Source organism: [Actinomadura] parvosata subsp. kistnae, assembly GCF_900323885.1.
In the GTDB taxonomy this organism is placed as follows: domain Bacteria; phylum Actinomycetota; class Actinomycetes; order Streptosporangiales; family Streptosporangiaceae; genus Nonomuraea; species Nonomuraea composti.
Genome location: NZ_OOHJ01000018.1, coordinates 3,004,088 through 3,028,053 on the forward strand (window position 1 = coordinate 3,004,088; position 23,966 = coordinate 3,028,053).

21 protein-coding genes and 1 pseudogene are annotated in these 23,966 nt (G+C 72.8%); 12 read left to right on the plus strand and 10 right to left on the minus strand.

Translation table 11 applies throughout. The annotated features are described in order from the left end of the window. Window positions 1–80: 80 nt before the first annotated feature. From KIS93_RS34120 to xylA, 3 genes are read right to left on the minus strand one after another with little or no spacing between them, the layout of a single operon-like run. The gene (locus KIS93_RS34120; protein ID WP_080043791.1) at window positions 81–1,184 is read right to left on the minus strand and encodes a Gfo/Idh/MocA family protein; all 1,104 of its coding nucleotides are present in this window, start codon (window positions 1,182–1,184) and stop codon (window positions 81–83) included. Continuing rightward, window positions 1,181–1,924, minus strand: a complete 744-nt coding sequence (locus KIS93_RS34125) for a sugar phosphate isomerase/epimerase family protein (RefSeq protein ID WP_080043790.1) — start codon at window positions 1,922–1,924, stop codon at window positions 1,181–1,183. Before KIS93_RS34125 ends, KIS93_RS34120 begins: the two co-directional genes overlap by 4 nt. Continuing rightward, window positions 1,921–3,072 (minus strand): xylose isomerase, encoded by a 1,152-nt coding sequence (gene xylA, locus KIS93_RS34130; RefSeq protein ID WP_080043789.1) that lies wholly within the window; start codon window positions 3,070–3,072, stop codon window positions 1,921–1,923. The genes KIS93_RS34125 and xylA overlap by 4 nt, the downstream gene beginning before the upstream one ends. Window positions 3,073–3,160: 88 nt before the next feature. Between xylA and KIS93_RS65880 the strand changes: the two genes are divergently transcribed. From KIS93_RS65880 to KIS93_RS34140, 3 genes are read left to right on the plus strand one after another with little or no spacing between them, the layout of a single operon-like run. After that, the gene (locus tag KIS93_RS65880; RefSeq protein WP_246005392.1) at window positions 3,161–3,364 is read left to right on the plus strand and encodes a MarR family transcriptional regulator; all 204 of its coding nucleotides are present in this window, start codon (window positions 3,161–3,163) and stop codon (window positions 3,362–3,364) included. Then, on the plus strand, window positions 3,349–4,272 hold the full coding sequence (locus KIS93_RS34135) for an ROK family protein (protein WP_246005393.1): 924 nt from the start codon (window positions 3,349–3,351) through the stop codon (window positions 4,270–4,272). The genes KIS93_RS65880 and KIS93_RS34135 overlap by 16 nt, the downstream gene beginning before the upstream one ends. 34 nt (window positions 4,273–4,306) lie before the next feature. After that, the gene (locus tag KIS93_RS34140) at window positions 4,307–4,747 is read left to right on the plus strand and encodes a GNAT family N-acetyltransferase (RefSeq protein WP_080043787.1); all 441 of its coding nucleotides are present in this window, start codon (window positions 4,307–4,309) and stop codon (window positions 4,745–4,747) included. On the opposite strand, the gene KIS93_RS34145 is transcribed toward KIS93_RS34140, so the two are convergent. Next, the gene (locus tag KIS93_RS34145; RefSeq protein WP_080043786.1) at window positions 4,737–7,742 is read right to left on the minus strand and encodes a GH92 family glycosyl hydrolase; all 3,006 of its coding nucleotides are present in this window, start codon (window positions 7,740–7,742) and stop codon (window positions 4,737–4,739) included. The genes KIS93_RS34140 and KIS93_RS34145 overlap by 11 nt on opposite strands. Before the next feature lie 144 nt (window positions 7,743–7,886). Between KIS93_RS34145 and KIS93_RS34150 the strand changes: the two genes are divergently transcribed. Further along, a complete protein-coding gene (locus KIS93_RS34150; RefSeq protein ID WP_230466580.1) occupies window positions 7,887–8,243 on the plus strand; it encodes a YciI family protein in 357 nt (118 codons plus the stop codon). Here KIS93_RS34150 and KIS93_RS34155 read toward each other — a convergent pair whose 3' ends face one another. Next, window positions 8,244–8,759: a hypothetical protein gene (locus tag KIS93_RS34155; RefSeq protein ID WP_080043785.1), complete on the minus strand. Its 516-nt coding sequence runs from the start codon at window positions 8,757–8,759 to the stop codon at window positions 8,244–8,246. A 251-nt stretch (window positions 8,760–9,010) separates the two neighbouring features. Next, window positions 9,011–9,919, minus strand: a complete 909-nt coding sequence (locus KIS93_RS34160; RefSeq protein ID WP_080043784.1) for an MBL fold metallo-hydrolase — start codon at window positions 9,917–9,919, stop codon at window positions 9,011–9,013. Between the two features lie 172 nt (window positions 9,920–10,091). Here KIS93_RS34160 and KIS93_RS69175 point away from each other — a divergent pair. The 6 genes and pseudogenes from KIS93_RS69175 to KIS93_RS34180 form a co-directional block, all read left to right on the plus strand. Beyond that, a pseudogene (locus KIS93_RS69175) lies at window positions 10,092–10,337 on the plus strand (AfsR/SARP family transcriptional regulator); the annotation flags it as partial. A 289-nt stretch (window positions 10,338–10,626) separates the two neighbouring features. Then, on the plus strand, window positions 10,627–11,391 hold the full coding sequence (locus KIS93_RS65885; protein ID WP_230465668.1) for a hypothetical protein: 765 nt from the start codon (window positions 10,627–10,629) through the stop codon (window positions 11,389–11,391). After that, window positions 11,355–15,728, plus strand: coding sequence for a BTAD domain-containing putative transcriptional regulator (locus KIS93_RS65890; protein WP_420895884.1), 4,374 nt, complete (start codon window positions 11,355–11,357; stop codon window positions 15,726–15,728). The genes KIS93_RS65885 and KIS93_RS65890 overlap by 37 nt, the downstream gene beginning before the upstream one ends. 12 nt (window positions 15,729–15,740) lie before the next feature. Next, window positions 15,741–16,097 carry a hypothetical protein gene (locus KIS93_RS34170; RefSeq protein ID WP_080043782.1) on the plus strand — a complete coding sequence of 119 codons (357 nt, stop codon included), beginning with the start codon at window positions 15,741–15,743 and terminating at the stop codon, window positions 16,095–16,097. Window positions 16,098–16,146: 49 nt separating this feature from the next. Continuing rightward, window positions 16,147–16,617 carry a SigE family RNA polymerase sigma factor gene (locus KIS93_RS34175; RefSeq protein ID WP_230465667.1) on the plus strand — a complete coding sequence of 157 codons (471 nt, stop codon included), beginning with the start codon at window positions 16,147–16,149 and terminating at the stop codon, window positions 16,615–16,617. A gap of 305 nt (window positions 16,618–16,922) precedes the next feature. Next, a complete protein-coding gene (locus tag KIS93_RS34180) occupies window positions 16,923–17,885 on the plus strand; it encodes a hypothetical protein (protein WP_186404566.1) in 963 nt (320 codons plus the stop codon). 221 nt (window positions 17,886–18,106) lie between these two features. Here KIS93_RS34180 and KIS93_RS34185 read toward each other — a convergent pair whose 3' ends face one another. After that, window positions 18,107–18,709 (minus strand): GntR family transcriptional regulator, encoded by a 603-nt coding sequence (locus KIS93_RS34185; RefSeq protein ID WP_080043779.1) that lies wholly within the window; start codon window positions 18,707–18,709, stop codon window positions 18,107–18,109. Window positions 18,710–18,761: 52 nt separating this feature from the next. On the opposite strand from KIS93_RS34185, the gene aceE reads away from it, so the two are divergent. Then, window positions 18,762–21,221, plus strand: coding sequence for a pyruvate dehydrogenase (acetyl-transferring), homodimeric type (gene aceE, locus KIS93_RS34190; protein WP_155128742.1), 2,460 nt, complete (start codon window positions 18,762–18,764; stop codon window positions 21,219–21,221). Here aceE and KIS93_RS34195 read toward each other — a convergent pair. Next, window positions 21,190–21,768 (minus strand): DinB family protein, encoded by a 579-nt coding sequence (locus KIS93_RS34195; RefSeq protein WP_080043777.1) that lies wholly within the window; start codon window positions 21,766–21,768, stop codon window positions 21,190–21,192. The genes aceE and KIS93_RS34195 overlap by 32 nt on opposite strands. 62 nt (window positions 21,769–21,830) lie before the next feature. Between KIS93_RS34195 and KIS93_RS34200 the strand changes: the two genes are divergently transcribed. Continuing rightward, complete coding sequence (locus KIS93_RS34200) at window positions 21,831–22,832, plus strand: helix-turn-helix transcriptional regulator (RefSeq protein ID WP_080043776.1); 1,002 nt, start codon at window positions 21,831–21,833, stop codon at window positions 22,830–22,832. Between the two features lie 4 nt (window positions 22,833–22,836). On the opposite strand, the gene KIS93_RS34205 is transcribed toward KIS93_RS34200, so the two are convergent. Both KIS93_RS34205 and KIS93_RS34210 read right to left on the minus strand, forming a co-directional pair. After that, a complete protein-coding gene (locus tag KIS93_RS34205; RefSeq protein WP_080043775.1) occupies window positions 22,837–23,499 on the minus strand; it encodes a class I SAM-dependent methyltransferase in 663 nt (220 codons plus the stop codon). 17 nt (window positions 23,500–23,516) lie between these two features. Then, entirely contained in the window at window positions 23,517–23,960 is a 444-nt protein-coding gene (locus tag KIS93_RS34210; RefSeq protein ID WP_080043774.1) for an iron chaperone, read from the minus strand. Window positions 23,961–23,966 lie beyond the last annotated feature (6 nt).

A 23,966-nucleotide genomic window follows, 5' to 3' on the forward strand; every position in this document is an offset into this window, starting at 1 on the left:
ATGATTACTCACCGTAATAGTGCCCCGCCCGGCAGGTGGTGACTCCTTTGTGTAAGGATGTTGTAACTTTCCGTGCCCGGCTAGCTGAGGGTCGCCTCGTACGGGTCCCAGTCTGCGGGCAGCGGCTCCGGCGCCGCCACCGTCGAGCCGACCGTCCTGAACTGCGCCAGCTCGCCCGACTCGGTGATGGCCGACATCAGCTCCAGCACGTGGTAGGCCAGCTCGCCCGACGCCCGGTGCGGCGTGCCGGCGCGGATCGACCTGGCCATGTCGAGGACGCCGATGCCGCGCCCCGCCGTGGTGCCCGCGACCGGCAGCTCCCGCCAGTCGAGGTCGGCGGGCCCGCGGGCCAGCAGCGGGCCGTCGAACGTGTTGGGGTCCGGCAGCGACAGCGCGCCCTCGGTGCCGATGATCTCGATCATCCGCCGGTTCACGGCCGAGTCGAAGCTGAAGGTCGCCGTCGCCGTGGCCGAGCCGGGGAAGTCCAGCAGCGCGTTGACGTGCGTGGGCACCTCCACCGGGAACGCGGTGCCCGCCTTCGGCCCCGAGCCGATGACGCGCTGCTCGCGCGCCCTGCGCGTCCCCGCCGCCACCCGGGTCACGGGGCCGAGCAGGGAGACCAGGGCGGTCAGGTAGTAGGGGCCCAGGTCGAACAGCGGGCCGCCGCCCCGGGCGTACAGGAACTCCGGGCTGGGATGCCAGGACTCCGGGCCGAGGCTCTGCGTGGCGGCCGTGACGGCGACCGGCTCGCCGATGGTGCCCGCGCGCAGGGCGTGCACGGCGGACTGCAGCCCGGCGCCGAGGAAGGTGTCGGGGGCGCCGCCCACCCGCAGCCCCCGGCTCTGGGCCTCGGCCATGACCTTGGCGGCCTCGTCCAGGTCCATGGCCAGGGGCTTCTCCCCGTACACGTGCTTGCCGGCGCGCAGCGACTCCAGCGCGACGGACGCGTGCGCGGCCGGGATCGTGAGGTTGACGACGAGCTCGACCTCCGCCAGGGAGAGCACGGCGCCGAGCGTGCCGGACACCCGGACGTCGTGCTCCCTGGCCACGGCGGCGGCCCGGTCGGTGTCGAGGTCCGCGACGGCGACCACGCGCACGTCGGGGAACGCGTTGAGGTTGCGGAGGTACTGGCCGCTGATGACTCCGGCGCCGACGATGGCGACGCCGACCGGGCCGTTGCTCAAGAGCTCTCCAGGGAGGTGAGGTAGGCGTGGCTGTCCGCGAGCGCGGTGAAGACGTCCGTCGCGCACTCGTCGAGCTCGACGATGCGCCACGCGCCGGGCGCGGCGGCGAGGATCGCGGGCACGGGCATGACGCCCGCGCCCACCGCGACGTGCGGCTCGCCCTTGATCCCCGGGCCGTCCTTGACGTGCAGCGCCTCGATCCGCTCCGCCAGGCGGCCGAGCAGGGCGGGCACGTCGGCGCCGCCCACGGCCGCCCAATAGGTGTCGATCTCCAGGAACACCTCGGGCGCGAGCAGGTCGGCCAGCACCTCGATGGCGTGCCGGCCGTCCACCCGCGGCTCGATCTCCCACCAGTGGTTGTGGTAGCCGATCCGCATCCCGTGCCCCGCGGCCTGCTCGGCCAGGCCGTTGAGCAGGTCGGCGGTGCGCGCGAGACCGTCGCGAGTGGTGAACTCCTCCTCGGCGATGCCGCCGGGGATGATCACCTTGTCGGTGCCGACCGTGGCGATCGCGTCGAAGACCTTCGCGGGCTCCTGGCTGAGCAGCGCGTACGCGTGCGTGCTCGACACCGTGAGCCCGAGGTCGTCGGCCACCCGGCGGAAGCCCTCGGGGTCGGTCGTGGGGTCGTAGGGCTCGACGGCCCGGTATCCGATCTCCGCGATCCGCCGCAGCACGGCGTCGCGGTCGGCGGCCAACTCGTCTCTGACGGTGTAGAGCTGGACACTGATCGGTAGGGTCATCCGCGTACCCCCATGAGGTGCTCGAGGGCGAGCTGGTTGAGGCGGGTGAAGTGGAAGCCGCGGGCGGCGGCGGCCTCGACGTCGAAGTCGTCCTTGGCCAGGTCCTGCCAGGTCTCGCCGGCGGCGAGCGTGGGCTGGGCCAGCTCGTCCACGCGGGAGGCGCGCAGGGCCTCCTGCACCTCGGGGTCGGCGCGGAAGACGCGCGACTTCTCCTTGAGGATGAGGTACGTGCGCATGTTCGCGGCGGCCGAGTCCCACACGTCCTGCGGGTCGTCGGTGCGCAGCGGCTTGTAGTCGAAGACGAGCGGGCCGTCGTAGCCGTGCGTCTCCAGCAGGTCGACCAGGAAGAACGCGCTCTTCAGGTCACCGTGGCCGAAGATGAGGTCCTGGTCGTACTTCGGACCGTGCTGGCCGTTGAGGTCGATGTGGAAGAGCTTGCCGTGCCACAGCGCCTGGGCGATGCCGTGCACGAAGTTCAGGCCCGCCATCTGCTCGTGCCCGACCTCGGGGTTGACGCCCACCATCTCGGGGTGCTCCAGCTCGTTGATCAGGGCCAGGGCGTGGCCGATCGTGGGCAGGAGGATGTCGCCGCGGGGCTCGTTCGGCTTGGGCTCGATGGCGAAGCGGATGTCGTAGCCCTTGTCGATGACGTACTGGCAGATGACGTCGAGGGCCTCCTTGTAGCGGCCCATCGCGGCCTTGACGTCCTTGGCGGCGTCGGACTCGGAGCCCTCGCGGCCGCCCCAGCACACGTACGTCTTCGCGCCCAGCGAGGCGGCGAGGTCGAGGTTGCGCATGACCTTGCGCAGGGCGTAGCGGCGCACGTCGCGGTCGTTGCTGGTGAAGGCGCCGTCCTTGAACACCGGGTGGGTGAACAGGTTCGTGGTGGCCGCCGGGACCTTCATGCCGGTCTCGTCGAGGGCCTTCTTGAAGGCGGCGATGGCCTTGTCGCGGTCGGGCTCGACGGCGAGCAGGTCGTCGTCGTGGAAGCTGACGCCGTGGGCGCCCAGCTCGGCCAGGCGGTGCACGGTCTCGACCGGGTCGAGCGCGGGGCGGGAGGCGTCGCCGAACGGGTCGCGGGCCTGCCAGCCCACGGTCCAGAGGCCGAAGGTGAAGCGGTCGTCCGGGGTCGGGGTGAAGTTGGTCATTGGTGTCCTTTGCGGGCTTTAGTCCATAATCTGTATTAATCCTGAGGAGGTGGGCATGGTGTCGTCAAGAGGGGTCCGGCATGATTCCATGCGCGCCCGTAACCTGTCCGTAGTCCTGGCGACCATTCACCGGTCAGGACCTGCCACCCGCGCGGCGCTCGCCGAGCGGACCGGGCTCACCAAGACCACCGTATCCAGCCTGGTCGCGGACCTGCTGGAGGCGGGCGTGGTGGCCGAGGGCGGCGTCGTGCGGGGCGGCGAGCGGGGCGGCCCGGCGTGGCGGTCGGGCTGAGCGGGCACCGGGTGGCCGCGCTGGGGCTGGAGATCAACATCGACTACCTGGCGGCGTGCGTGGTGGACCTCACGCGTACCGTGCGGCTGCGCCGCGTCCGGCGGGCCGACAACCGCAACTCCGACCCCCGCGAGATCCTCGAAGGGCTGCGCGGGCTGGTCAAGGAGATCACCGCCGAGGCCGAGCAGGCCGGGCTGCGCGTCATCGGCGCCGCGCTCGCCGTGCCCGGCACCGTCGAGGACGGCGTGCTGCGCAGCGCCCCGCACCTCGGCTGGCGCGACATCCGCGTGGCGAACCTGGTGGACCTGCCCTTCGAGGTGGACAACGAGGCCAACCTGGCCGCGCTCGGCGAGTTGTGGTTCGGCGCGCGCGAGCCGGACTTCCTCTACGTGTCCGGCGAGATCGGCATCGGCGCGGGCCTCGTGGTGCGCGGCGATCTGTTCAGAGGCACGTTCGGGCTGGCCGGCGAGCTGGGGCACGTCGTCGTCGTGCCCAACGGGCCCACGTGCCGGTGCGGCGGGCGGGGCTGCCTGGAGGTGTACGCGGGCCAGGACGCGCTGCTCGGCGACCTCGCCTCGGTCGGCGACCTGGTCGCCCGGCTGGAGTCGGGCGAGCGGCGGGCGCAGGAGGCGTGCGAGCGGGCCGGGCACGCGCTCGGCGTGGCGCTCACCTCGGCCGTGCACCTGCTCGACCCCGGCCGGATCGTGCTCGGAGGGATCTTCGCGCCGCTGTTCCGCTGGCTGGAGCGGCCGGTGAGCGAAGGGCTGCGCGGCAGGCTGGGGCAGATGCGCGGCACGCCGCCCGCGCTCGTGGTCTCGGGGACGGGCGGCGACGCGGCCGTGCTCGGGGCGGCCGGGCTGATCATCCAGCAGATCCTGGCCGAGCCGGCGAAGATGCTGGGGCTCTGATTTCCGTTCTCTGGCTTTTTCCTACTATGTCGGCATGTTGATCGAGGAGCGGCCCGCCGCGGACACCGAGCTCGCCGCGCTGCTCGACGCGGCCTTCGCCGAGCTCGTCACCCGCTACGGCCCCGAAGGGCGCTCGCAGGTGAAGGAGGGCGCCAGGTTCCTGGTCGCCTCCATCGACGGCCAGGCCGTCGGCTGCGGCGCCGTACAACCCATGGACGCCGTCACCGGAGAGCTCAAACGCATGTACGTCGTGCCCGGCCGGCGCGGGCGCGGCATCGCCACCGCGCTCCTGGCGGCCCTGGAGGACCTGGCCAGGAGCCTTGGCTACGAGCGGCTGCGGCTGGCGACCGGGCTGCGCCAGCCCGAGGCCATCGCCCTGTACGAGCGGTGCGCGTACACGCTGACCGAGCCGTACGGCAGGTACGTGGACGCCCCGCTGACCCGCTGCTACGCGAAGACGCTGGCTACGCCCTAGTACTGAGGGCGAACACCTTGACGTTCGGGACGGCGGGGCTGGTGAACGAGACCGCCTCCCTGGCCGGATCGGCCGGCACCGAGACCCGCCAGATGCTCACCCTGCGGCCGTCGGCGGTGCCGTTGACGTTGTAGCGGGTGTCGGCCGTGATCGCCGCCTGCTCGCCGAAGCGCGGCGACCCGGCCGCCCAGTCGGTCACCTTGAGCGGGGCCGTGGAGGTCGTCCCGTCCGCGTAGGTGATCGTCAGCTCGGTCTGCTGGTCGCCGTTCACCGCCGTGACCAGCAGGTCCAGCGACTGGTAGCGGCCCGGCGTGAGGTAGGTGCGCTGGCCGCGCAGGCTGTGGAAGTTGCCCGCCGTGCCCTTCGTGTCGGGGATCACGTGACCCTCGTACGGGCCGGGCGCCGGAAGCTGCTCCGCGGGGAAGCTCCAGCCCTTGCCGTCCAGGTCGCCCTGCGCCTTGGCGTCGGCGGTGGCCACGCCGTCCACGTCGTACTGGAGCTTCTGGGCGCAGGCGGCGCCGGTCGGCTCGCACGCTTCCGGCAGGTTCGGGACCGGGGTCTGCGCGGCGGGCACGTGGTCCACGGGCAGGTCCGCCTCGGCGGTGGCCCACTGCCGGTTCGCGGTGGCGCCGACGTTGACGACAACCTCGCCGCCCCGGTCGACCAGCGACTCCGGCAACCACGACCTGGTGTGCTTCCGGCCGTCGACCCGCACGTCCTGGACGTAGATCGCGCCGGGGGCGGCCTGCGGGGCCGTCACCGTGATCGTGCGGCCGTTGCCGCGCCTGATCCACGCCTTCGGGAACATCGGGCTCGACAGCAGCAGCTCCGCGCGGCTCGGCGTCTGCGGGTACATGCCGAGCGCGGCGAAGACGTACCAGGCCGACATCGTGCCGAGGTCGTCGTTGCCCGGCAGCCCGCTCGGGCCCGTCCTGTAGACCAGCGACGCCATCGCGCGGACCGTCTCCTGCGTCTTCCACGGCCGGCCCAGCGCATTGTAGAGCCACGGGACGTGGATGCCCGGCTCGTTCGTCGGGTCGTAGCGGAAGCCGTCGCCGCCCGTCGCCCACGAGCCGTCGGGCCGGTGGAAGAACGCGTCCAGCCGCTCGGCCGCGCGGTCCTTGCCGCCCATGGCGGCGGCCAGGCCCGACACGTCATGCTGGACCATCCACGTGTACGTGGCGCTCGTGCCCTGCGCGAAACCCGCGTCCGAGGTCGGCGAGAACGGCCACAGCCAGCTCCCGTCCGCCTTGCGGGCCTGCTGGTAGCCGCCCTCCGCGCCGGCGGACGGGTTGAACGTGTTACGCCACCAGCTCGCCCTCGGCAGCAGCCGCGCGCGCTCCTTGTCACGCCCGATGCGGCCGGCCCAGTCGGCCAGCGCGAAGTCGGCCGTCGCGCCCTCCAGCGTCTCGGCGGCGCCGCCCCAGCAGTGGCAGGTGTCCTGAGGGGCGTACCGGAGGCGCAGATACTCGGCCAGGTTCGGGCGCTGGCCCTCGCACTGCCCCGGGCAGCCCTTGTCGGACAGACCCGACTCGTGCGGCACCGTCGCCTGCCGGTAGAGCGAGTCGAACGCGCCGCGCACGTCGAAGTTGCGCACCCCGAACGCGTAGAAGCCGGCCAGCGCCGGGGCCGACGGGTCGCCGGTCATGACGTGGGTGGGGCCGTTGACGTGCACCCAGCGGTCCCAGACGCCGCCGTTCTGCCGGGCCAGGTTGTACAACGACTGCGCGTAGTCGCCGGCGACCTCGGGCTCCAGCAGGGCCAGGAGCTGGGTGTGGGCGCGGTACTGGTCCCAGCCGGAGAAGTTGCCGTACTGGACCTGCTGCCCCCTCGCCAGCCGGTGCACCTTCCGGTCGCTGCCCAGGTAGGTGCCCGCCACGTCGCTCGTGACGTTCGGCTGCAGGTAGGCGTGGTACATCGCGGTGTAGAACGTGGTGAGCTCATCCGCCGAGCCGCCCGCCACCTCGATCGAGCGCAGCGCCTCGTTCCAGGAGCGGCGGGCATCGGCCGCCACCGACGCCACGTCCGCGCGGCGCGACAGCTCCTTCGCCAGGTTCTGCCTGGCCGCGTCCAGGCTCGTGTAGGAGATGCCGACCTTCATCCGGACGTCGGCGTCCGTCGTGGTGTCGAAGCTGACGTACCCGCCGGAGCCCCTGCCCGCCCGGTCCGCGCCCGTGGCGTAACCCTCGCCGCCGGAAGCCGTGGTCGTCCCCTCGCGCAGCTCGCTGTTCACCCACGTGCCCGTGCCCGAGAAGGCCCGGTCGAACGTGGCGGCGAAGTGCAGCCGGTAGTAGCTCTTGCGGTTGTTCACGCCGCCGTTCGCGCGCCGGCCGCAGAACGCGCCCGTCAGCACCGAGCCGGTCACCGTACGGGTGGCCGGGTCGATCGTGATCTCGGCGTCCTCGCTGCCGTTCAGCGAGTTCGACACGCGGAAGAGCAGATGGGCCTGCTTGCCCTGCGGGAACGTGAACTCGCCCACCCCCGCCCGGGTCGTCACCGACAGGTCGGCCTTGACGCCGGAGTCCAGCGTCACCGTGTAGCGGCCCGGCTCGGCGCGCTCGTTGTCGTGGCTGAACGTGCTCGCGTAGACCGCGTCGGTCGTGTCCGCCGTCGGGGACGAGACCACCTCGCCCGCGAACGGCATGATCGGCACGTCCCCGGCGGCACCCGGATGGCAGCCCGCGCCGTTGACGTGCGTGAGCGCGAAACCACGCACGCGCGGCGTGTTGTAGGAGTAGCCGTTGGCGCCGGCGGCGTTCGTCTGGTCGCCCGCCGTGTTGGTGGGGCTCCAGGAGATCATCCCGAACGGCCGGACGGCGCCCGGATAGGTGTTGCCGCCTCCGGCCGAGCCGATCAGCGGGTCGACGTACGCGACCGGGTCCTTGACCTTGGCGGGGACGAACGTGCTGGTGGCGGCCGTCGCCGGGACGGCCACGACGGTGCCGACCAGCGCACCGGTGATCGCCGCGGCGAGCCACGAACGGGGAGAGAACACGTCAGGATCACACTGCCTTCCCTTGTCCAGGCCATGAACGCATGCGTAAGCCGAGAAAAATCTCCGGCGGGAGGTCGAGAACGCCGCCCCGGCTCCGACCAGTGGGTGCTCATCTCGTACAAGGAGGAGGACATCGTGAAGTACATGGTCATCATCTACGGCAACGCCGAGCTCTGGGAGTCGTTCTCGGCGGAGGAGGCGCAGCGGGCCATCGAGGGGCAGGACGCGTTCAACCGCAAGTACGCCGGGACGGGCGAGCTGCTCCTCGCCTACGGCAACGCCCCCGCCTCGGAAGCGCGGACCGTCCGCGTGCGCGGCGGCGTGCCCGCCGTCACCGACGGGCCCTACCTGGAGGCCAAGGAGCACCTGGCGAGCTGGTACCTGCTGGAGGTGCCGGACGAGCGGCGCGCCCTGGAGATCGCCGCCGAGATCCCGTTCGCGTCAGTGGGCGCCGTGGAGGTCTGGCCGGTGCCGCACGAGGCACCCGGCAACAAACTCTGATCAGGGCCAGTACGGGGTGGACCGCTGCGCCGCCGCCGTGATGGCCGCGCCGTCGAACTCGACGATCGTCAGCCCGATCCCGCCCAGCGGCCACTCCACGGCGAGCTCGAACGGCTCGGGCGGCGGCAGCGGCCACAACCACAGCCGCACCCCCGAGTGCAGGGTGCCCGTCATGACGTCACCGGCCGGGCTCAGCAGCAGCAACGGCCCAGCAGGCGGGAAACCCCGCTCGTCGAGGGTGGTGAGCTTGGTGCCGTCGGCGTACCGCACACCCCAGCGCAGCAGGCGGTCGGGCAGCGGCTCGCCGGCGCGCACCCGCAGGCGGGGCGTCGCGTACACCGTCATCATGTGCAGGTCCAGGAAGTCGCCGGCGTCCAGGCCGTCCTGCCGCACCGCCACCTCCACCGGCAACGCGCACCCCGTCCGGTACGCCCGGACGAACGGCAGCCCGAGCACCACCTGATCGCTGCGGGCCAGCTCCAGATCGACGGGCAACAGCGTGCCCTTCTCCGCCATGGACGGGCCCATCCATGGGGGGAGCTCGGGGACGTGGCGCGGGTTTACTTCTTCAGTCTGTACCGACTCGAGAACATGCCCTCATGCTAGATCCGCCCTCCCGAACCCGGGCGGGCACCGGTCGGTGGCGCGCGGGCAGGCGGTCCGGGGCGGGCAGGCGGTCCGGGGCGGGCAGGCGGTCTGGGGGCGGACAGGTGGTGCGCGAGCCCGGCAGGTGGCGCGCTCGCAGATGGCCCCGGCCTGGGGCGGGGTCAGAGGGTGGTCCGCAGCGGGCCCCCGTTGTAGGCGATCGCGTCCGCTGCGGCTGCCACCATGTCCACCCTGCCCTCCGTGGCGGCCCTGTGCAGGTTCAGCACCAGCCGCTCCGGATCCCCCCACGCGGTGAACTCGCCCAGGTCGGCCTGCCGCGCCGCCTCCAGTGGGCTGAGCCCCCTCGCCGCCTCCTTCTGCACGAACCGGAAGTACCGCTCCTGCTCGGCCAGCACGTACGGCAGCGCCCGCGCGTCCACCAGCGGCCCGTGCCCCGGCACCACCAGCTCGGGCGCGAACGCCGCCAGCCAGTCCAGCGCCCGCACCGACCCCTCCAGCGAGCCGCTGATCGCCAGCGGCGCGACCCCGTTGAAGAGCAGGTCCCCCGCGAACAGCACCCGCTCCTCCGGCAGCCACGCCACCACGTCACCCGCCGAGTGCGCGACGAACCCCGGATGCCGCAGCTCGATCCGCCGCTCACCCGTGTACAACGCCACCTCCGACCGGAACACCATCGAAGGGGCGCGCCGCGAGACGTTCCCCCAGTCCGGCACCGGCTCCCAGAACGGCGGCGCCCCGTCGATGAGGATGTCCCGGAGGATGCCCTCGCGCGTGCTCTCGTGCCCGACGACGACCGTGTCCGCCGGCAGCAGGCTGTTGCCGTGCGTGTGGTCGCCGTGGTCGTGCGTGTTCACGGCCATCCGCACGGGCGCGCCGTGCGTACGGGCGGCCAGCTGCATCAGGAAACGCCGGGTACGCCGCTCGCTGGCGCACGTGTCGATCACGACGGTGCCGCCGGAGCCGGTCACGGCGCCCGCGTTGTTCACCCACCAGGTCCAGTCCGGCTGAACCCAGGCGTAGACCCCCGGAACGAGCTCGTGCAGCTCCGCGTCGTCGATCCCACTCATCATGCGTCCGGTCCTTTCGAGAGCCTTGCGTCTCCGATCGTGCGCGGGCCCGGTTCAGCCCCGGTTCAGCGCCGGTAGATCGCGGATGTGCGAAAAGACCTGGAAGTCCCCGGACGGCGGAGTCAGTATGCCTACGGGGGTCGTGGCTCGTTCGCCCGCGCGAAGGAGGACACCCATGGAGCTCCGCATCCTTGGCCCGCTGGAGGTGCTGCAGGGCGGCCGCCCGCTCGACCTGGGCGCCGCCAAGCAGCAGGTCATCCTCGGCGTGCTCCTGCTGCACCCCAACGAGGTGGTACCGGCCGGCCGCCTCGTGGACGAGGTCTGGGGACCGGCACCGCCTCCGAGCGCCTCCAAAATCGTCCAGGGGTACGTGTCGGGGCTGCGCCGCATCCTGGGCGGCGACGCGATCCTCACGAGAGGACGCGGCTATCTGGCAGTAGTCCCACCGGGCACCCTCGACGCCGCCCACTTCGAACACCTCGCCCAACAAGGCCGAGCAGCAAGCCTCGGCCGACCACTTGATTTTTCCTGGCCGCCGGATCCGTGGCGACCGACCACCCTCGGAAGGACCGCAAACGCCGGCCCCGCAGCCGATCTCGACCACCCACCGCCTCCCCGACGGCTAACCGACCCCGACCCGGCATCCGACCCCCGCTGGGCACCAAACCCCGAACACCCACCCGGCCTCGGCCCGGCAGCGGATCTCGGACGTGCGGTGGATCCCGGTCGGGCGGCGGATCTCGGGGGTGTGGCTGGTCTCGGACCGGCTGCCGATCTGGGACGTGCGGCGAACTCCGGGCGACCGCCCGACCTCGGCCATGCAGCGGATCTCGGAGGTGCGGCGGGTCCCGCTCGGGCGGCTGACGTCGGCGGTGCGGCGGATCTCGGACGTGCGGCCGATCCCGGAGGTGCGGCTGATCCCGGGCGGGCGGCCAGCCTCGGCCCGGCAGCGGGTCTCGGACGTTCGGCGGATCCCGGTCAGGCGGCTGACCTCGGACCCGCGTCCGATCTCGGACGCACAGCGGACTGCGGGCGGACGCCCGGCCTCGGCCCGGCAGCGGATCTCGGACGTGCGGCTGATCCCGGAGGTGCGGCGGATCCCGCTCGGCCGGTCGGCCTCGGCCCGGCAGCGGATCAGGGGCGCGCGGCCGGCCTCGGGCCTGCGGCGGATCCCAGGCCAGCGGCGGATCCCGGACGGGCGGCGGATCCCGGACGGGCGGCGGATCCCGGACGTGCAGCCGATCCCGGATGGGCGGCCAGCCTCGGCCCGGCAGCGGGTCTCGGGCGTGCGGCGGATCCCGGACGAGGGGCCGGGCACAGACCGGCAGCGGGTCTCGGGCGTGCGGCGGATCCCGGACGTGGGGCCGGCCTCGGCCCGGCGGCTGACCTCAGACGTGCGGCAGATCTTGAGCGGGCGGCGGAGCTGTACCGGCGGGCACTGTCGTTGTGGCGGGGGGAGGCGCTGGCCGGGCTGACGTTCATGGCCGCGGCGGCCGGGGAGGTCGAACGGCTTACCGAACAGCGAATCGACGTCACCGAAGAGCTGATGGAGGCGGAGCTGGCCCTGGGCGGCGGGGCCGCGCTCGTACCGGACCTGCGAGAGCTGGCCGCGGCCCACCCGTACAGGGAACGGCCACGAGCCCAGCTCATGCTCGCCCTCTACCGATCGGGACGCCAGGCCGAAGCCCTGGCCGTCTACCGCGACACCCGGCGACTGCTGGCCGAGGAACTCGGGCTGGAGCCGGGCCCGGCGCTACGCCGCATGGAGCACCTGGTCCTGACCCAGTCCCCAGAACTCACCCCCAACCACCCACCACTGCACCACCCACCAGCCCCAGCCCACCCGACGACCAATCCACCAGCCCCAGCCCACCCGACGACCAATCCACCAGCCCCAGCCCACCCGACGACCAATCCACCAGCCCCAGCCCACCCGACGACCAACCGTCCGCCCGCGCCGGGCCATCCGGCGACCGGCCGCGCGCCCGCGCCGCGTCATCCGGCGACCGACCGCCCACCAGCCTCAGGCCACGTGGCGAACGATCGCCCGCCTGCTCCGGGCGGCACAGCATCCGCGCCTGTTTCACGGGAAACCGGCGCACTGCCTGGAGCGCCCACACCGCTCGCACAGAGCACCCCTGCGGTGCCGCAGCCCCCTAATCCCCACGCCCCCGAGGTGCCCCACCCCTCCAACATGTCGCAAGCCCCTGCGGTGCCCCAGCCCTCCGACGTGTCGCAAGCCCCGGAGGTGGCGGATGTCCCTGACGCGTTCCATTGGCCCGACGCGCCGGAACCCAAAGGGACCAGGCGGCTCGTCACCGTTCTCGCCGCCAATGCCGCCAGCACCGCCGCGCTGGACCCCGAGCTGCTGCACCGCGTGCTGGATGCGCATACCCGCACCTGCGCCGACGTGGTCATCCGGCACGGCGGCAGCGTGCTGCGGCCGCCCGGACGGCCGATGGCGGGGGTGTTCGGGCTGAGCGAGGTGCGCGAGGACGACGCGCCCCGGGCGGTGCGCGCCGCCGTTGAGCTGCGCGACGCGCTCCGAGCCTGGCAGGCGGAGGTGGAGCGCGACCACGGCGTCACACTGCCGGTACGGCTCGGCGTCGAGTCGGGGGAGGCGTACGTTCCGGACGACTCCCCGTCCCACAGCCGCGTTCCGGACGGCTCCCCGGTTCAGGGTCCCGTACCGGACGCCTCCCCGGTTCAGGGGCACGCACCGGACGGCTCCCCAGTTTGGGGTTACGTACCGGACGGCTCCCCAGTTCAGGGTCTTCCCGTTCCGGACGACTCCCCGGTTCACGGGCACGTTCCGTATGGCTCTCCGGTCCAGGGTTACGTTCCGGGCGGCTCCCCGGTTCGCGGGCACGCGCCCGATACGGGGCGGCAGGCGGCCACTGGGCACGTGTTCGAGGCTGCGAGTCAGCTCCAGCAGGCGGCCCCCGACGGGGGCATCCTGATCGGTGGGCGCACGTACAGCCTGGTCCGCACGATTGCCGAGACGGAGCCGCACGCCGCTCCGGTGGCGGGTGCGCCCGCGTGGCTGCTGTGCGGGCTGCGGCGCGATCCGCCGCCGCTTGGGCGGTCGCCGGTCCCGTTCGTGGGCCGCCACCAGCAGCTGCACCAGCTCCGGCAAACGCTCCAAGAGGTCGTCGCCGACCGGGCCTGCCGGTTGGTGACCGTGATCGGGCCGCCGGGCATCGGCAAGTCCCGGCTTGCCGCGCGCCTGCTGGAGGAGGACACGGTCCAGGTCTCGGTCGTGATCGTCCGCTGCGCCTCGTACGGCACGGGGGCGGAGCTGCCGCAACTCGTCAGGCAGATCCCGGTCGGCGGGGAGGAGCGCGTCGGTCGGGCTCAGGTTGGAGGGGAGGAGCGCGTCGGTCGGGCTCAGGTTGGAGGGGAGGAGCGCGTCGGTCGGGCTCAGGTTGGAGGGGAGGAGCGCGTCGGCCCGGCACAGGTTGGAGGGGAGGAGGACGCCGGTCGGGCTCCGGGAGGGGGCGACCAGGAGCGGGCCGGTCGGACTCCGGCTGCAGGGGAGGAGGAGCACGTCGGGCGTGCTCTGGCAGCAGGCGACGAGCAGGAGGGCACCCGCCGGACTCCGGTAGGCGGGGAGGGGGAGCGTGCTGGCCGATCTCGGATCGGAGAGGAGGAGCGTGTCGGTCGGGGCTTGGCAGGGGGCGAGCAGGAACGTACCGGTCGGGCTTTGGCAGGAGGTGAGCGGGAGCGTGGTCGCCGGGCCCCCGTCAGCGAGGAGGAGCGGGTGCGGCGGGTTTTGGGGGTGGTGGGGCAGCCGTTGCAGGCCGATGAGATGTTCTGGGCCGTGCGGAGGCTGCTTGAACGGGCCGCCGCCCGTCGTCCGCTGGTCGTCGTGGTTGACGATGCTCAGCATGCTCCGCCCGAGTTGCTGGACTTGCTCGACTACCTCGTCGCCTGCTCCACCGGCGCGCCCATCCTGCTCCTGTGTTTGTCGCGTGAGCGGCGGCCGTCCTGGTCGGAGGCGGTGGTGTTGGGGCCGTTGTCGGAGCAGGAGGCGTACAAGCTGGCGGAGAACGCGGCGGCCGGGGCCCTCGATCAGGGCGAGGTGGAGGCGGTCGTGCGGGTCGCGGAGGGGAACCCGTTCTTTCTGGAGCAGCTTGTCGCGGCCAGGGAGGAGACGGGGACGGCGGCGTTGCCCATGACCGTTCAGGCGGTGCTGGCGGCCCGTATCGATCATCTCGATCCTGGTGAGCGGATGGTGTTGCAGTACGCCTCGGTCGAGGGTGTCACGTTTCATTGGGGGGCGGTCGCGGCGCTGGTGCCGGGGGGTGCGCGGGCGGCTCTCATGTCTCTCGTACGGAAGAATCTGGTCAGGGCGGACACGGCGGAGTTCGCCGACGAGGACGCGTTCCGGTTCTCGCATGCGCTCATCGGCGAGGTCGCCTACGACAGCCTGCCGAAGCGGACCCGCGCCGACCTGCACGAGCGGATCGCGGGCTGGCTGGCGGGCAAGGCGGGCGCGCAGCCGGCGGCGATCGGCCACCATCTGGAGTCGTGCGTGCGCCTGCGGGGCGAGCTGGGGCTGTCGGGGGAGCGGGAGCGGGCGCTGGCGCGGGAGGCGGCCGCGCAGCTCGCCGCCGCCGCGCCTGCCGCGTTGCTGAGAGGGGACGTGGTGGCGGGCGCCCGGTTGTGGCGGCGGGCGGTCGCGCTCATGCCGTGCCGTGATCCCGGACGTGCCGCGTTGCTGCCCAGGCTGGGGGCGGCGTTGCACGAGGCGGGACGGTTCGAGGAGGCGTACGAGGTGCTCGCCGAGGCGATCTCCGTCGGCGAGCCGGGCGTGGTGGCGCTGGCCGAGGTGGAGCGGGAGCGGGTGCGGCTGCAGGCGGGCACCGGCTGGTCGCTGGCCGACGCGCGGCGGGTGGCGGACCGGGCCCTGGGCGTGTTGCGCGGCGACGACCGCGGCCTGTGCCGGGCGTGGTGCCTGCGGGCCTCGATCGACTGGACGGAGGGGCGGGCCGCCGCGGCCGACGAGTCGTGGCGGCACGCCGAACGGCACGCGGTGCTCGCGGGCGACGACCGGGAGCTGTACGAGATCCTGGGCTGGCGGGCGTCGGCGGCGGCGTTCGGACCGATGCCGGTGGCGACGGCGCTCGACCTGTGCGCCCGCAGCCGCGACCGGGTGGCGGGCAGCCCCGCCGCGATGGCCGTGATCCTGCATCCGTCGGCGTTGCTGCTGGCGATGCGGGGCGAGTTCGGCGAGGCCAGGGAGTGCCTGCGCGAGGCCGACGACATTCTCGGCGAGCTGGGCCGGCTGCAGTCGGCGGTGTCCCACCACGAGGCCATGATCGAGCTGCTGGCCGGCCGTCCTGAGCAGGCCGAGACGCTGCTGCGGGCCGGCTACGAGCGGCTGTCGGAGATGGGCGAGCGGACGCTGCTCGCGACCACGGCGGCGATGCTCGCCCGCGCCCTGCACCTGCGCGGCCTCGACGCGGAGGCGGAGGCCGCGTGCCAGGTCAGCGCCCGCAACGCCGGCGACGAGGACTTGCCCACGCAGGTCATGTGGCGCGGCGTCCAAGCCGGCGTCCTCGCCGCTCAGGGCCGGGACGGCGCCGTGGACATGGCCCGCGACGCCGTACGGCTGGCCCAGCGCACGGACCTGTCGCCGATCATCGCGGACGCCCTGTTCGATCTCGCAGTGGTCCTGTACGCCTCGGGCGCGCACGAGCAGGCTTGTACCGAGGCCCGCAGGAGTGGAGCCCTGCACGAGCGCAAGGGCAACACCGTGTCGGCCGGGCACGTGCGTGCCTGGCTCGCGGCCCGATCCCCGAGTGAATGAGAGAGACGTTCCATGTCCCTGTCCCAGATCATCAAGGTCCTCGTCACGGACGACGAGGTGACGGTCGTCGGCAAGCACACCCCGTCGCCGGAGCAGGAAGGCTGCCTGGTGCACTACTACTTCGTGCTCAGCAAGGACGACGTCGCACTCGTACGCGGCGACACCGACACGGTCCTGCCGCGCAGCGTCCCCCCGAACCCCGCCCCCGAGACCACCTGGGTCGTGCCGCCCCTCCCCAGGCCGCAGGAGCTGAAGGAGGGCATGACCGTGCTCGCGACCGCGCTCGGCGTCATCGAGACCACGAACCCGCCCGGCTTCCAGACCCTCCTCTGGAGCCAGGAGCTGCCCGTCACCGCGAAGGAGGACTGAGCCGGGAAGATTTTTGCAACGAAGGCGGGCGCCGGCACGTCCCTGGGAGGTGGACTTCGAGGATTTCGTCCGCGCCAGGGGGCCGGCGCTGCTGCGGTACGGCCTGGTGCTGACCGGCAACGCCGACGACGCGGCCGACCTGGTGCAGGAGGCGCTGCTCAGGCTCAGCTCCTCCTGGCGGCGGGTCCGCAACAAGGACGATCCCGAAGGCTACGTCCGCACGATCATGGCCAGGCAGCACGTGAGCTGGTGGCGCGGGCGGCGGCGCGAACACCTCACGGACGAGGTCGTCGCGCCGGTACGGGACGACGAGCACGACCTCAAGGACGTGTGGCAACGCCTGCGCGCCCTGCCGCCCCGGCAGCGGGCCGTGCTGGTGCTGCGGTACCACGAGGAGCTCGGCGACGACGAGATCGCGGCGATCCTCGGGGTCTCACGGGGGACGGTCCGCAGCCAGGCGTCCCGCGCCCTCGCCACGCTGCGCGTCCGCGCCCAGGCGCTCAGCGGGAGGTGGGAGTGAAGACCGGACAGGCGCTTGCTCGCCGTAGGGGTGGGGGCTGGGTCGTTCCCGCGTACGGGACCACCGCTCGCGTCGGCGGGCTTGCTTGCGGGTGCGGGCGTGATCGCGCGGGCGGGATCGCTCGCGGGTGCGGGCTCATTCGTAGGTGCGGGGTCGTTCGGGGACGTGGCGGGAGGTGGCGTGGTGAGGAGTGAGGAGGAGCTGGCGCGCGCCATCCGGACGATCGGGGAGCGGGCCGAGCCGGTGGACCTGCTGGCGGGTGTGGCCGACAGGCGGCGGCGCAGGAGGGGCGGCGGGCGCGGGGCGTGCTGGCGGCGGTGTGCGCCGTCGTGCTCGGGTGGGTCGCGGTGGTCCTGTGGCCGTCGCCGACCGCTCCGGTCATCAGCACGCCGGAGCCGGTCATCGGTACGCCGGAGCCCGTCATCAGGACGCCGGAGCCGGTCACGGCCGTCGAGCGGAGGTGGCCGCAGGCGGTGTTCACGATGCCGGAGCGGTACCGGCCGCTGGCGGCGATCGACGCGACGCGGGTGCTGGTGCTGGCCGCGCCGGCCACGATCGAGGTGTACGACTCCGCCACGGGACGGGCGAGCCTCGTAGCCACGCTTTCCGAGCCGCCGGGGCGGGTGGCGGCCGATGGTGAGTGGGTCGCGTGGGTGGGTGAGCGGGAGGTCGGGTTCGTGCCCTTGCGTGGGGGCGCGAAGCCCGTGCGGCAGGGGCCGGTCGAGGGTGAGTTCGTCGATCGGATCCAGGTCGTCGGCGATCAGGTGGTGTGGTCCGCGCCGGTCGGCGGGGTGTGGCGGCTCGACCTGCCGGCCGGGATGATCGAGCAGATCGCCGGGTCGGACGGGCTGCAGCTCGTCTCCTGGCCGTGGGCGATCGACGAGCCGCTCGACCTGCGCGGCAACCCCACGAGGCTGGTCAACCTGGCGACCGGCCGGACCGTGCCCATCAAGGCTGCGCGCGGGGTCGAAGGGCTGCGGTGCGGGCCCACGTGGTGCTCGGGTGTCAGGGACGGGGATGCTGTGCTGCAGCGGACGGACGGCAGCCGGCTGCGGGTGCGGCGGGGGTTGTCCGAGCAGGTGGGATCCGCTCCGTTCCGGGATCGGTTCTTCGTGGGGCTGGGGGTGTACGACGCCCAGGCCGATGAGCTGGTGCCGATCGAGCCGCCCGACGGGGAGTGGTCCGAGGCGCCGGGGGTGATCTCGTGGAAGGCGCGGGACGGCGGGGTGCGGGTGCTGAACCTGGCTGCCGTGCCACCTGCAAGGTAGCGGGCCGGGGGCGTGGGCCATGGTGTCCGCATGCGGTGGGTGGCGGAGGCCATGATGACCGCGATGCGGTAGGCGAAGCCATGGTGACCGATTCGGCCACGAAGATGGCCCACGGGGCGTCGTAACGGTGGTGCGCCACTGAAGGGGTCAGCGGGCGTCTCCCTGGAAGGTCGTCAGCCAGCTGCGGCGGGTGGGGTGACCCCCGCTTTGCCGTAACGGATTCAGGGGGTTTCCGCGTAGGAGAGGACGTGCTCGCGCAGCAGGACCCCAGCCCCCGGATCGTCGCGTTCGAAGGCGGCGAGGAGGTGTGCGTGGTCGGCGGCGTTCTCCAGAGCGTGCGTCCTGAACAGGCGGATCGACAGGTGCGTCCACACTTCGATGCCGAGTGACTCCCACACCGACAGCAGCACCTCGTTCCCGGCCGCTCTGACGATCTCGCGGTGGAAGGCGACGCCGTGGCGGACCTGGTCGGCGACGGGGCCGGCGGCGTGCATGCGGGCGAGGTGGGTGCGCAGGGCGGCGATGGGCGGGCGGCGCAGGCGGACGGCGGTCTCCTCCAGGCCGGCCCGGACCACGTAGACCTCGCGCAGGTCCGCCTGGGTGAGTTCGCGCACGCGCGCGCCCTTGTTGGGGGAGAACTCGATGAGGCGCAGTGCCGCCAGCTCGCGCAGCGCCTCGCGGACCGGGGCCTGGCTGACACCCGCTTCGGCGGCGAGCTGGCGCTCCACAACGCGGTCGCCCGGCCCCCAGCGGCCGCTGATGAGGCCGTCGAGGAGGGTCTGGCGGATCTGGTCGCGGAGCGGCGAGCGGACGACGGGTTTCACGCCATCAGACTACAGATGTCGGATGATCGATCATAGGGTGTTTAATGGAAGCATGGAGAAGGATCTGGATCCGCAGGAGACCGCCGAATGGCTTGAGTCGCTGGAGGCGGTGCGCCGCGCGGCCGGCCCCGAACGGGCCGACTACCTGCTGAGAAGGCTCGCCACGAGCAGCCGGCCCGTCAACACGGTGCCGACCTCCGAGGAGCCGCCCTACCCGGGCGACCTGGCACTGGAGGAGCGTATCTCGGCTTACGACCGCTGGAACGCGGCCGTCATGATCACCCGGGGCAGCAAGCACGGCCTGGGCGGCCACCTGGCCACCTACGCCTCGGCCGCCTGGCTGTACGAGGTCGGCTTCAACCACTTCTTCGACGGCGAGCACGACCAGATCTACTTCCAGGGCCACGCCTCGCCCGGCATCTACGCCCGCGCGTTCCTGGAGGGCCGGCTGAGCGAGGAGCAGCTCGACCTGTTCAGGTGCGAGCCGGAGGGCGGGCTGCCGTCGTACCCGCATCCGCGCTCGATGCCGGACTTCTGGCAGTTCCCCACGGTGTCCATGGGGCTGGGGCCGCTGAACGCGATCTACCAGGCGCGGTTCAACCGCTACCTGCACCATCGCGGCATCAAGGACACCTCGCGCAGCCACGTGTGGGCCTTCCTCGGTGACGGCGAGATGGACGAGCCCGAGTCCACCGCCGCCCTCACGCTGGCCGCGCGCGAGGGGCTCGACAACCTCACGTTCGTGATCAACTGCAACCTGCAGCGGCTCGACGGGCCGGTGCGCGGCAACACGAGCGTGGTCCAGGAGCTGGAGGGCGTGTTCAGGGGCGCGGGCTGGCACGTCGTCAAGGCGCTGTGGGGTCACGAGTGGGACGGGCTGCTCGACTCCGACGAGCTGGTGGCCCGGCTGGGGGAGGTGCCCGACGGGCAGTTCCAGACGTTCGCGGCCTCGTCCGGCGACTACATCAGGCAGCACCTGTTCCACGGGCTGGACGTCCCCTACTCCGACGAGGACCTGCGGCGCATCGTCGGCGGTTCGCGGGCGGGCCACGAGCCGCGCAAGGTGTACGCCGCCTACCGCAGGGCGCTCGACAACCGGGGCGCGCCCACCGTCGTCCTCGTGCAGACCGTCAAGGGCTGGATGCTCGGCTCCGGCATCGAGGCCCGCAACGCCAACCACCAGATGAAGAAGCTCACCCAGGACGAGTTCCGCGTCCTGCGCGACCGGCTGCGGCTGCCGGTGCCGGACGAGGCGCTCGAAGGCGAGCTGCCGCCGTACGCGCACCCCGGCCCCGACTCCCCCGAGGCCCGGTACGCGGCCGAGCGGCGCCGCGCCCTCGGCGGCGCCGTCCCGCGCCGCACGGTCGTGCCCCGGCCGCTGCCCGAGCCGGGCGAGCGGGCCTTCCGCGCGCTGGAGAAGGGCTCGACGCAGCCGGTCGCCACCACCATGGCCCTGGTCCGTCTCGTCAAGGACCTGATGAAGGAGCCGGAGACCGGCCGCCGGTGGGTGCCGATCGTGCCCGACGAGGCCAGGACGTTCGGCATGGAGTCGCTGTTCCCCACCGCCAAGATCTACTCGCCGCTGGGGCAGCGCTACGAGTCGGTCGACAGGGAGCTGCTGCTGGCCTACAAGGAGGCCACCGACGGGCAACTGCTGATCGAGGGCATCACCGAGGCGGGGTCGATGGCGTCGTTCGCCGCCGCCGCGTCCAGCTACGCCACCCACGGCGAGCCCATGATCCCGTTCTACATCTTCTACGCGATGTTCGGCTTCCAGCGCACCGGCGACCAGATGTGGGCGCTGGCCGACCAGCTCGGGCGCGGCTTCCTCGTCGGCGCCACCGCCGGCCGCACCACGATGACCGGCGAGGGGCTCCAGCACGCCGACGGCCACTCCCAGCTCCTCGCCTCCGCGAACCCGGCGTGCGTCGCCTACGACCCCGCCTTCGCGTACGAGGTGGGCACGATCGTCCGCGACGGCCTCAGGCGCATGTACGGCCCGTCCCCCGAGGACGTGTTCTACTACCTGACCGTCTACAACGAGCCGATGCCCCAGCCCGCCATGCCGGAGGGCGTGGAGGAGGGCATCCTGCGCGGCATCTACCGCTACGCGGAGGGCGGCGGGCAGGCCCACCTGCTGGCCAGCGGCACCGCCATCCACTGGGCGCTGGCCGCGCAGAAGCTGCTCCAGGAGGACTACGGCCTCGGCGTCGACGTCTGGTCGGTCACGTCGTGGAGCGAGCTGCGCCGCGACGCCATGACCTCCTCAGGCGTGCCGTACCTGCGGCAGGCCCTGGCCGGGGCGCAGGGCCCGGTGATCGCGGTCAGCGACTGGATGCGGGCGGTCCCCGACCAGATCCGGCCGTGGATCGACCAGCCGTGGACGTCGCTCGGCACCGACGGGTTCGGCCTGTCGGGCACGCGCGAGTCGGTACGCAGGCACTTCGGGGTCGATCCGCGCTCGATCGCCGACGCCGTGTTCAAGGCCGTGGAGGAGCAGTCCCGGCACTGACCGTGTGCAGGTAGAGGTCGCGCAAGAGGCACACCTCGGACAGGTGGTGGATCAGCTCCCGGTTGATGTGCAGCACGAGCGCCGACATCGGGTACTCGGCGTACGGGCCTTCCGCCTCCCCGCAGGGGCGGGAGAGCCCGTCCTCGCCGAGCGACTCGACCCCGGCCAGCCAGGTGGCGTACTCGGCGTCGAGCTGGGCCAGCGCCTCGTCCGCCGTGGCGGCGTACTCGAAGGAGTGGTAGTCGGCGGGCTTGCCGCCGAAGTGGGAGGCGTTGCGGGCGGCGAGCACGCCGACGATCACGTGCGCGAGCCGCCACGAGATGGTGGTGAACGGCGCCGGGTCGGGCGGCGGGATCTCGAAGTCGATCGTCATCGCGCCCGATCCGCCCTGCACGGGCGCGGTGCCGGTGCCGCGCGGGCGCACGTTCCAGCTTCCGGGGGCCGGCTCCCAGAAGTACTCGTCGTCGGTCAGGCCCGCCAGGCGGGGGCGGAGCTGGTTCGTCCAGTGCCAGTCGATCTGCTCGCGGAGCAGCGCGTTCCAGGTCATGGGGCTCAGCCTGCCGCCAATACCGGACAGGAACGGTCCGTGTTCTGTGCGAGCATGAGCCCATGACCGCCGAGGGGACGACCGAGCGGGTGCTGCGCCTGCTCTCGCTGCTGCAGAGCCGGCTGTCCTGGACCGCCACCGAGCTGGCCGCCGAGCTCGGCGTCACCGACCGTTCCGTACGCCGCGACGTGGAGCGGCTGCGCGCCCTCGGCTACCCCGTCCACGCGACGGCCGGCGTCGGAGGCGGCTACCAGCTCGGCGCCGGCACCCGGCTGCCGCCGCTGCTCCTCGACGACGACGAGGCCATCGCGACCGCCGTCTCCCTGCGGCTCGCCTCCGGCGGCACCGTCGCCGGGGCGGGCGAGGCGGCGCTGCGGGCGCTGACGAAGCTCGACCAGGTGATGCCGCCCCGGCTGCGCGCCGAGGTGCGCGCGGTGCACGGCGCCACCGACACCCTGCTCGGCCCCGGCGTCGAGATCGACGCCGAGCTGCTGGTGACGCTCGCACGGGCCTGCCGCGACGCCGTCCGGGTGCGGTTCCGGTACGCCGGGCACGGCGGCGAGGAGCACGAGCGCACGGTCGAGCCGGTACGGATGGTCGCCACCAGCCGCCGCTGGTACCTCATGGCGTACGACGTGGACCGCGACGACTGGCGCACCTTCCGCCTCGACCGGATGCGCGAGGCCACCGCCACGACCTGGCGCTTCCAGCCCCGCGAGCACCCCGACCCGGTCACGTACGTGCAGCGCGGCGTGACCGAGGCGCCCTACCCGTATCTGTCGCGGATCCGGCTGCGCGCCCGGCCCGAGCAGGTGCGCGAGGTGGTGCCGCCCCAGGTGGGGCGGGTCGAGGACGATCGCGACGGCTGGTGCGTGCTGATCTCCGGCGGCCCCAGCCTCGACTGGATCGCCATGCACGTGGCGCTGCTGGGGTTCGAGGCGGAGGTCCTGGATCCGCCGGAGCTGCGCGAGACGGCCGCCCGCCTCGCCCGCCGCCTCACGGCCCTGTCGGGGCCGGCTGACGGTTCGGGAGCGCGCGACGACGACCCGTCCAGGGCGGGCTGACGGCTCAGGAGCAGGTGACGGTCAGCATGTGGCGGGCGCCGCGCTGGAACTCGTACGGCACCTCGCGCACCTCGCACCCCAGCCCCGCATCACGCAGCTCCGCCACCAGCGCTCCGAGGAACGGCACCGGCTCGCCGTCACCCATCCGGACCAGCGGGAAGATCCTGACCTCGCCCCGGCTGACCCGGCTCATCTCCATGATCGCCGCCCGGTGCCACTCCCGATCGAGCCGGTCGGCCCAGGTGAACAGCAGGTGCGAGCAGAGCACCAGGTCCACGCTGCGGCCGGCCAGCGGGAGGTGCGGCAGGCTCGCGGCCACGTACGAGCCGGGCCGCCGCCGCAGGTCGGCGATGAACGCGCGCCTCGCCCCCACCCGCAGCTCCCGCCGGCGGGCCGCGGAGCCGTACCACTCCCACACGAACCGCCCCGCGTTCGCGTCGATCATGGCGTCGCCCTGCTCCAGGTCGCCCGAGAGCCGCTCGGCCAGCGTGGCGGCGCCGTGCGCGTAGAGCGGGTCCGTGGCGAGCGCCCGCGCCCCCATGCGGCGGGCCTCGGCCACGAAACCGGACGCGCCGCCCGCGCAGTCGAGGACGACGCCGTCCAGGTCACGGTCGCCGAGCGCGAACATGGCCCGGTACTCGGCGAACGATCGGGAAGACATGATCATGTGGCCACCGCCGTGCGTCAGCTCGCCGCCTGCTTCACCAGCGCCGCGATCCGCTCCTCGACCTCGGGGGTCAGGGCGGTCAGGGCGTAGGCCGTCGGCCACATGGTGCCCTCGTCGAGGTTGGCGGCCTCGTTGAAACCAAGTGTGGCGTACCGCGTCTTGAACTTGCGGGCCGGCTGGAAGAAGCAGACGAGCTTGCCGTTCTTGGAGTAGGCGGGCTGGCCGTACCAGAGCCGGGGCGTGAGCTCCGGCGCGTGCTCCTTGACGATGGCGTGGACGCGCTCGGCCAGCGCCCGGTCCGCCTCCTCCATCTCGGCGATCTTCTCCAGCACGTCGTTCTCGCCGTCGGCGGCGGTGGCGCGCGCGCCGCGGCGCGCGGTCTTCTTCAGCTCCTGGGCGTGCTCCTTCATCGCGGCGCGCTCTTCGTCGGTGAAGCCCTCGAACGCCTTGTTGTCCGCCATTGGGGT

Bases quoted from the DNA above. Each gene is read 5' to 3' on its own strand.
- KIS93_RS34150 (WP_230466580.1), top strand. From the start codon at position 7,887: ATGGTCATCATCTACGGCAACGCCGAGCTCTGGGAGTCGTTCTCGGCG.
- KIS93_RS34205 (WP_080043775.1), bottom strand. From the start codon at position 23,499: ATGATCATGTCTTCCCGATCGTTCGCCGAGTACCGGGCCATGTTCGCG.
- KIS93_RS34160 (WP_080043784.1), bottom strand. From the start codon at position 9,919: ATGATGAGTGGGATCGACGACGCGGAGCTGCACGAGCTCGTTCCGGGG.
- KIS93_RS65880 (WP_246005392.1), top strand. From the start codon at position 3,161: ATGCGCGCCCGTAACCTGTCCGTAGTCCTGGCGACCATTCACCGGTCA.
- KIS93_RS34140 (WP_080043787.1), top strand. From the start codon at position 4,307: ATGTTGATCGAGGAGCGGCCCGCCGCGGACACCGAGCTCGCCGCGCTG.
- KIS93_RS34155 (WP_080043785.1), bottom strand. From the start codon at position 8,759: ATGGCGGAGAAGGGCACGCTGTTGCCCGTCGATCTGGAGCTGGCCCGC.
- xylA (WP_080043789.1), bottom strand. From the start codon at position 3,072: ATGACCAACTTCACCCCGACCCCGGACGACCGCTTCACCTTCGGCCTC.
- aceE (WP_155128742.1), top strand. From the start codon at position 18,762: ATGGAGAAGGATCTGGATCCGCAGGAGACCGCCGAATGGCTTGAGTCG.
- KIS93_RS34195 (WP_080043777.1), bottom strand. From the start codon at position 21,768: ATGACCTGGAACGCGCTGCTCCGCGAGCAGATCGACTGGCACTGGACG.
- KIS93_RS34210 (WP_080043774.1), bottom strand. From the start codon at position 23,960: ATGGCGGACAACAAGGCGTTCGAGGGCTTCACCGACGAAGAGCGCGCC.
- KIS93_RS34125 (WP_080043790.1), bottom strand. From the start codon at position 1,924: ATGACCCTACCGATCAGTGTCCAGCTCTACACCGTCAGAGACGAGTTG.
- KIS93_RS34200 (WP_080043776.1), top strand. From the start codon at position 21,831: ATGACCGCCGAGGGGACGACCGAGCGGGTGCTGCGCCTGCTCTCGCTG.
- KIS93_RS34170 (WP_080043782.1), top strand. From the start codon at position 15,741: ATGTCCCTGTCCCAGATCATCAAGGTCCTCGTCACGGACGACGAGGTG.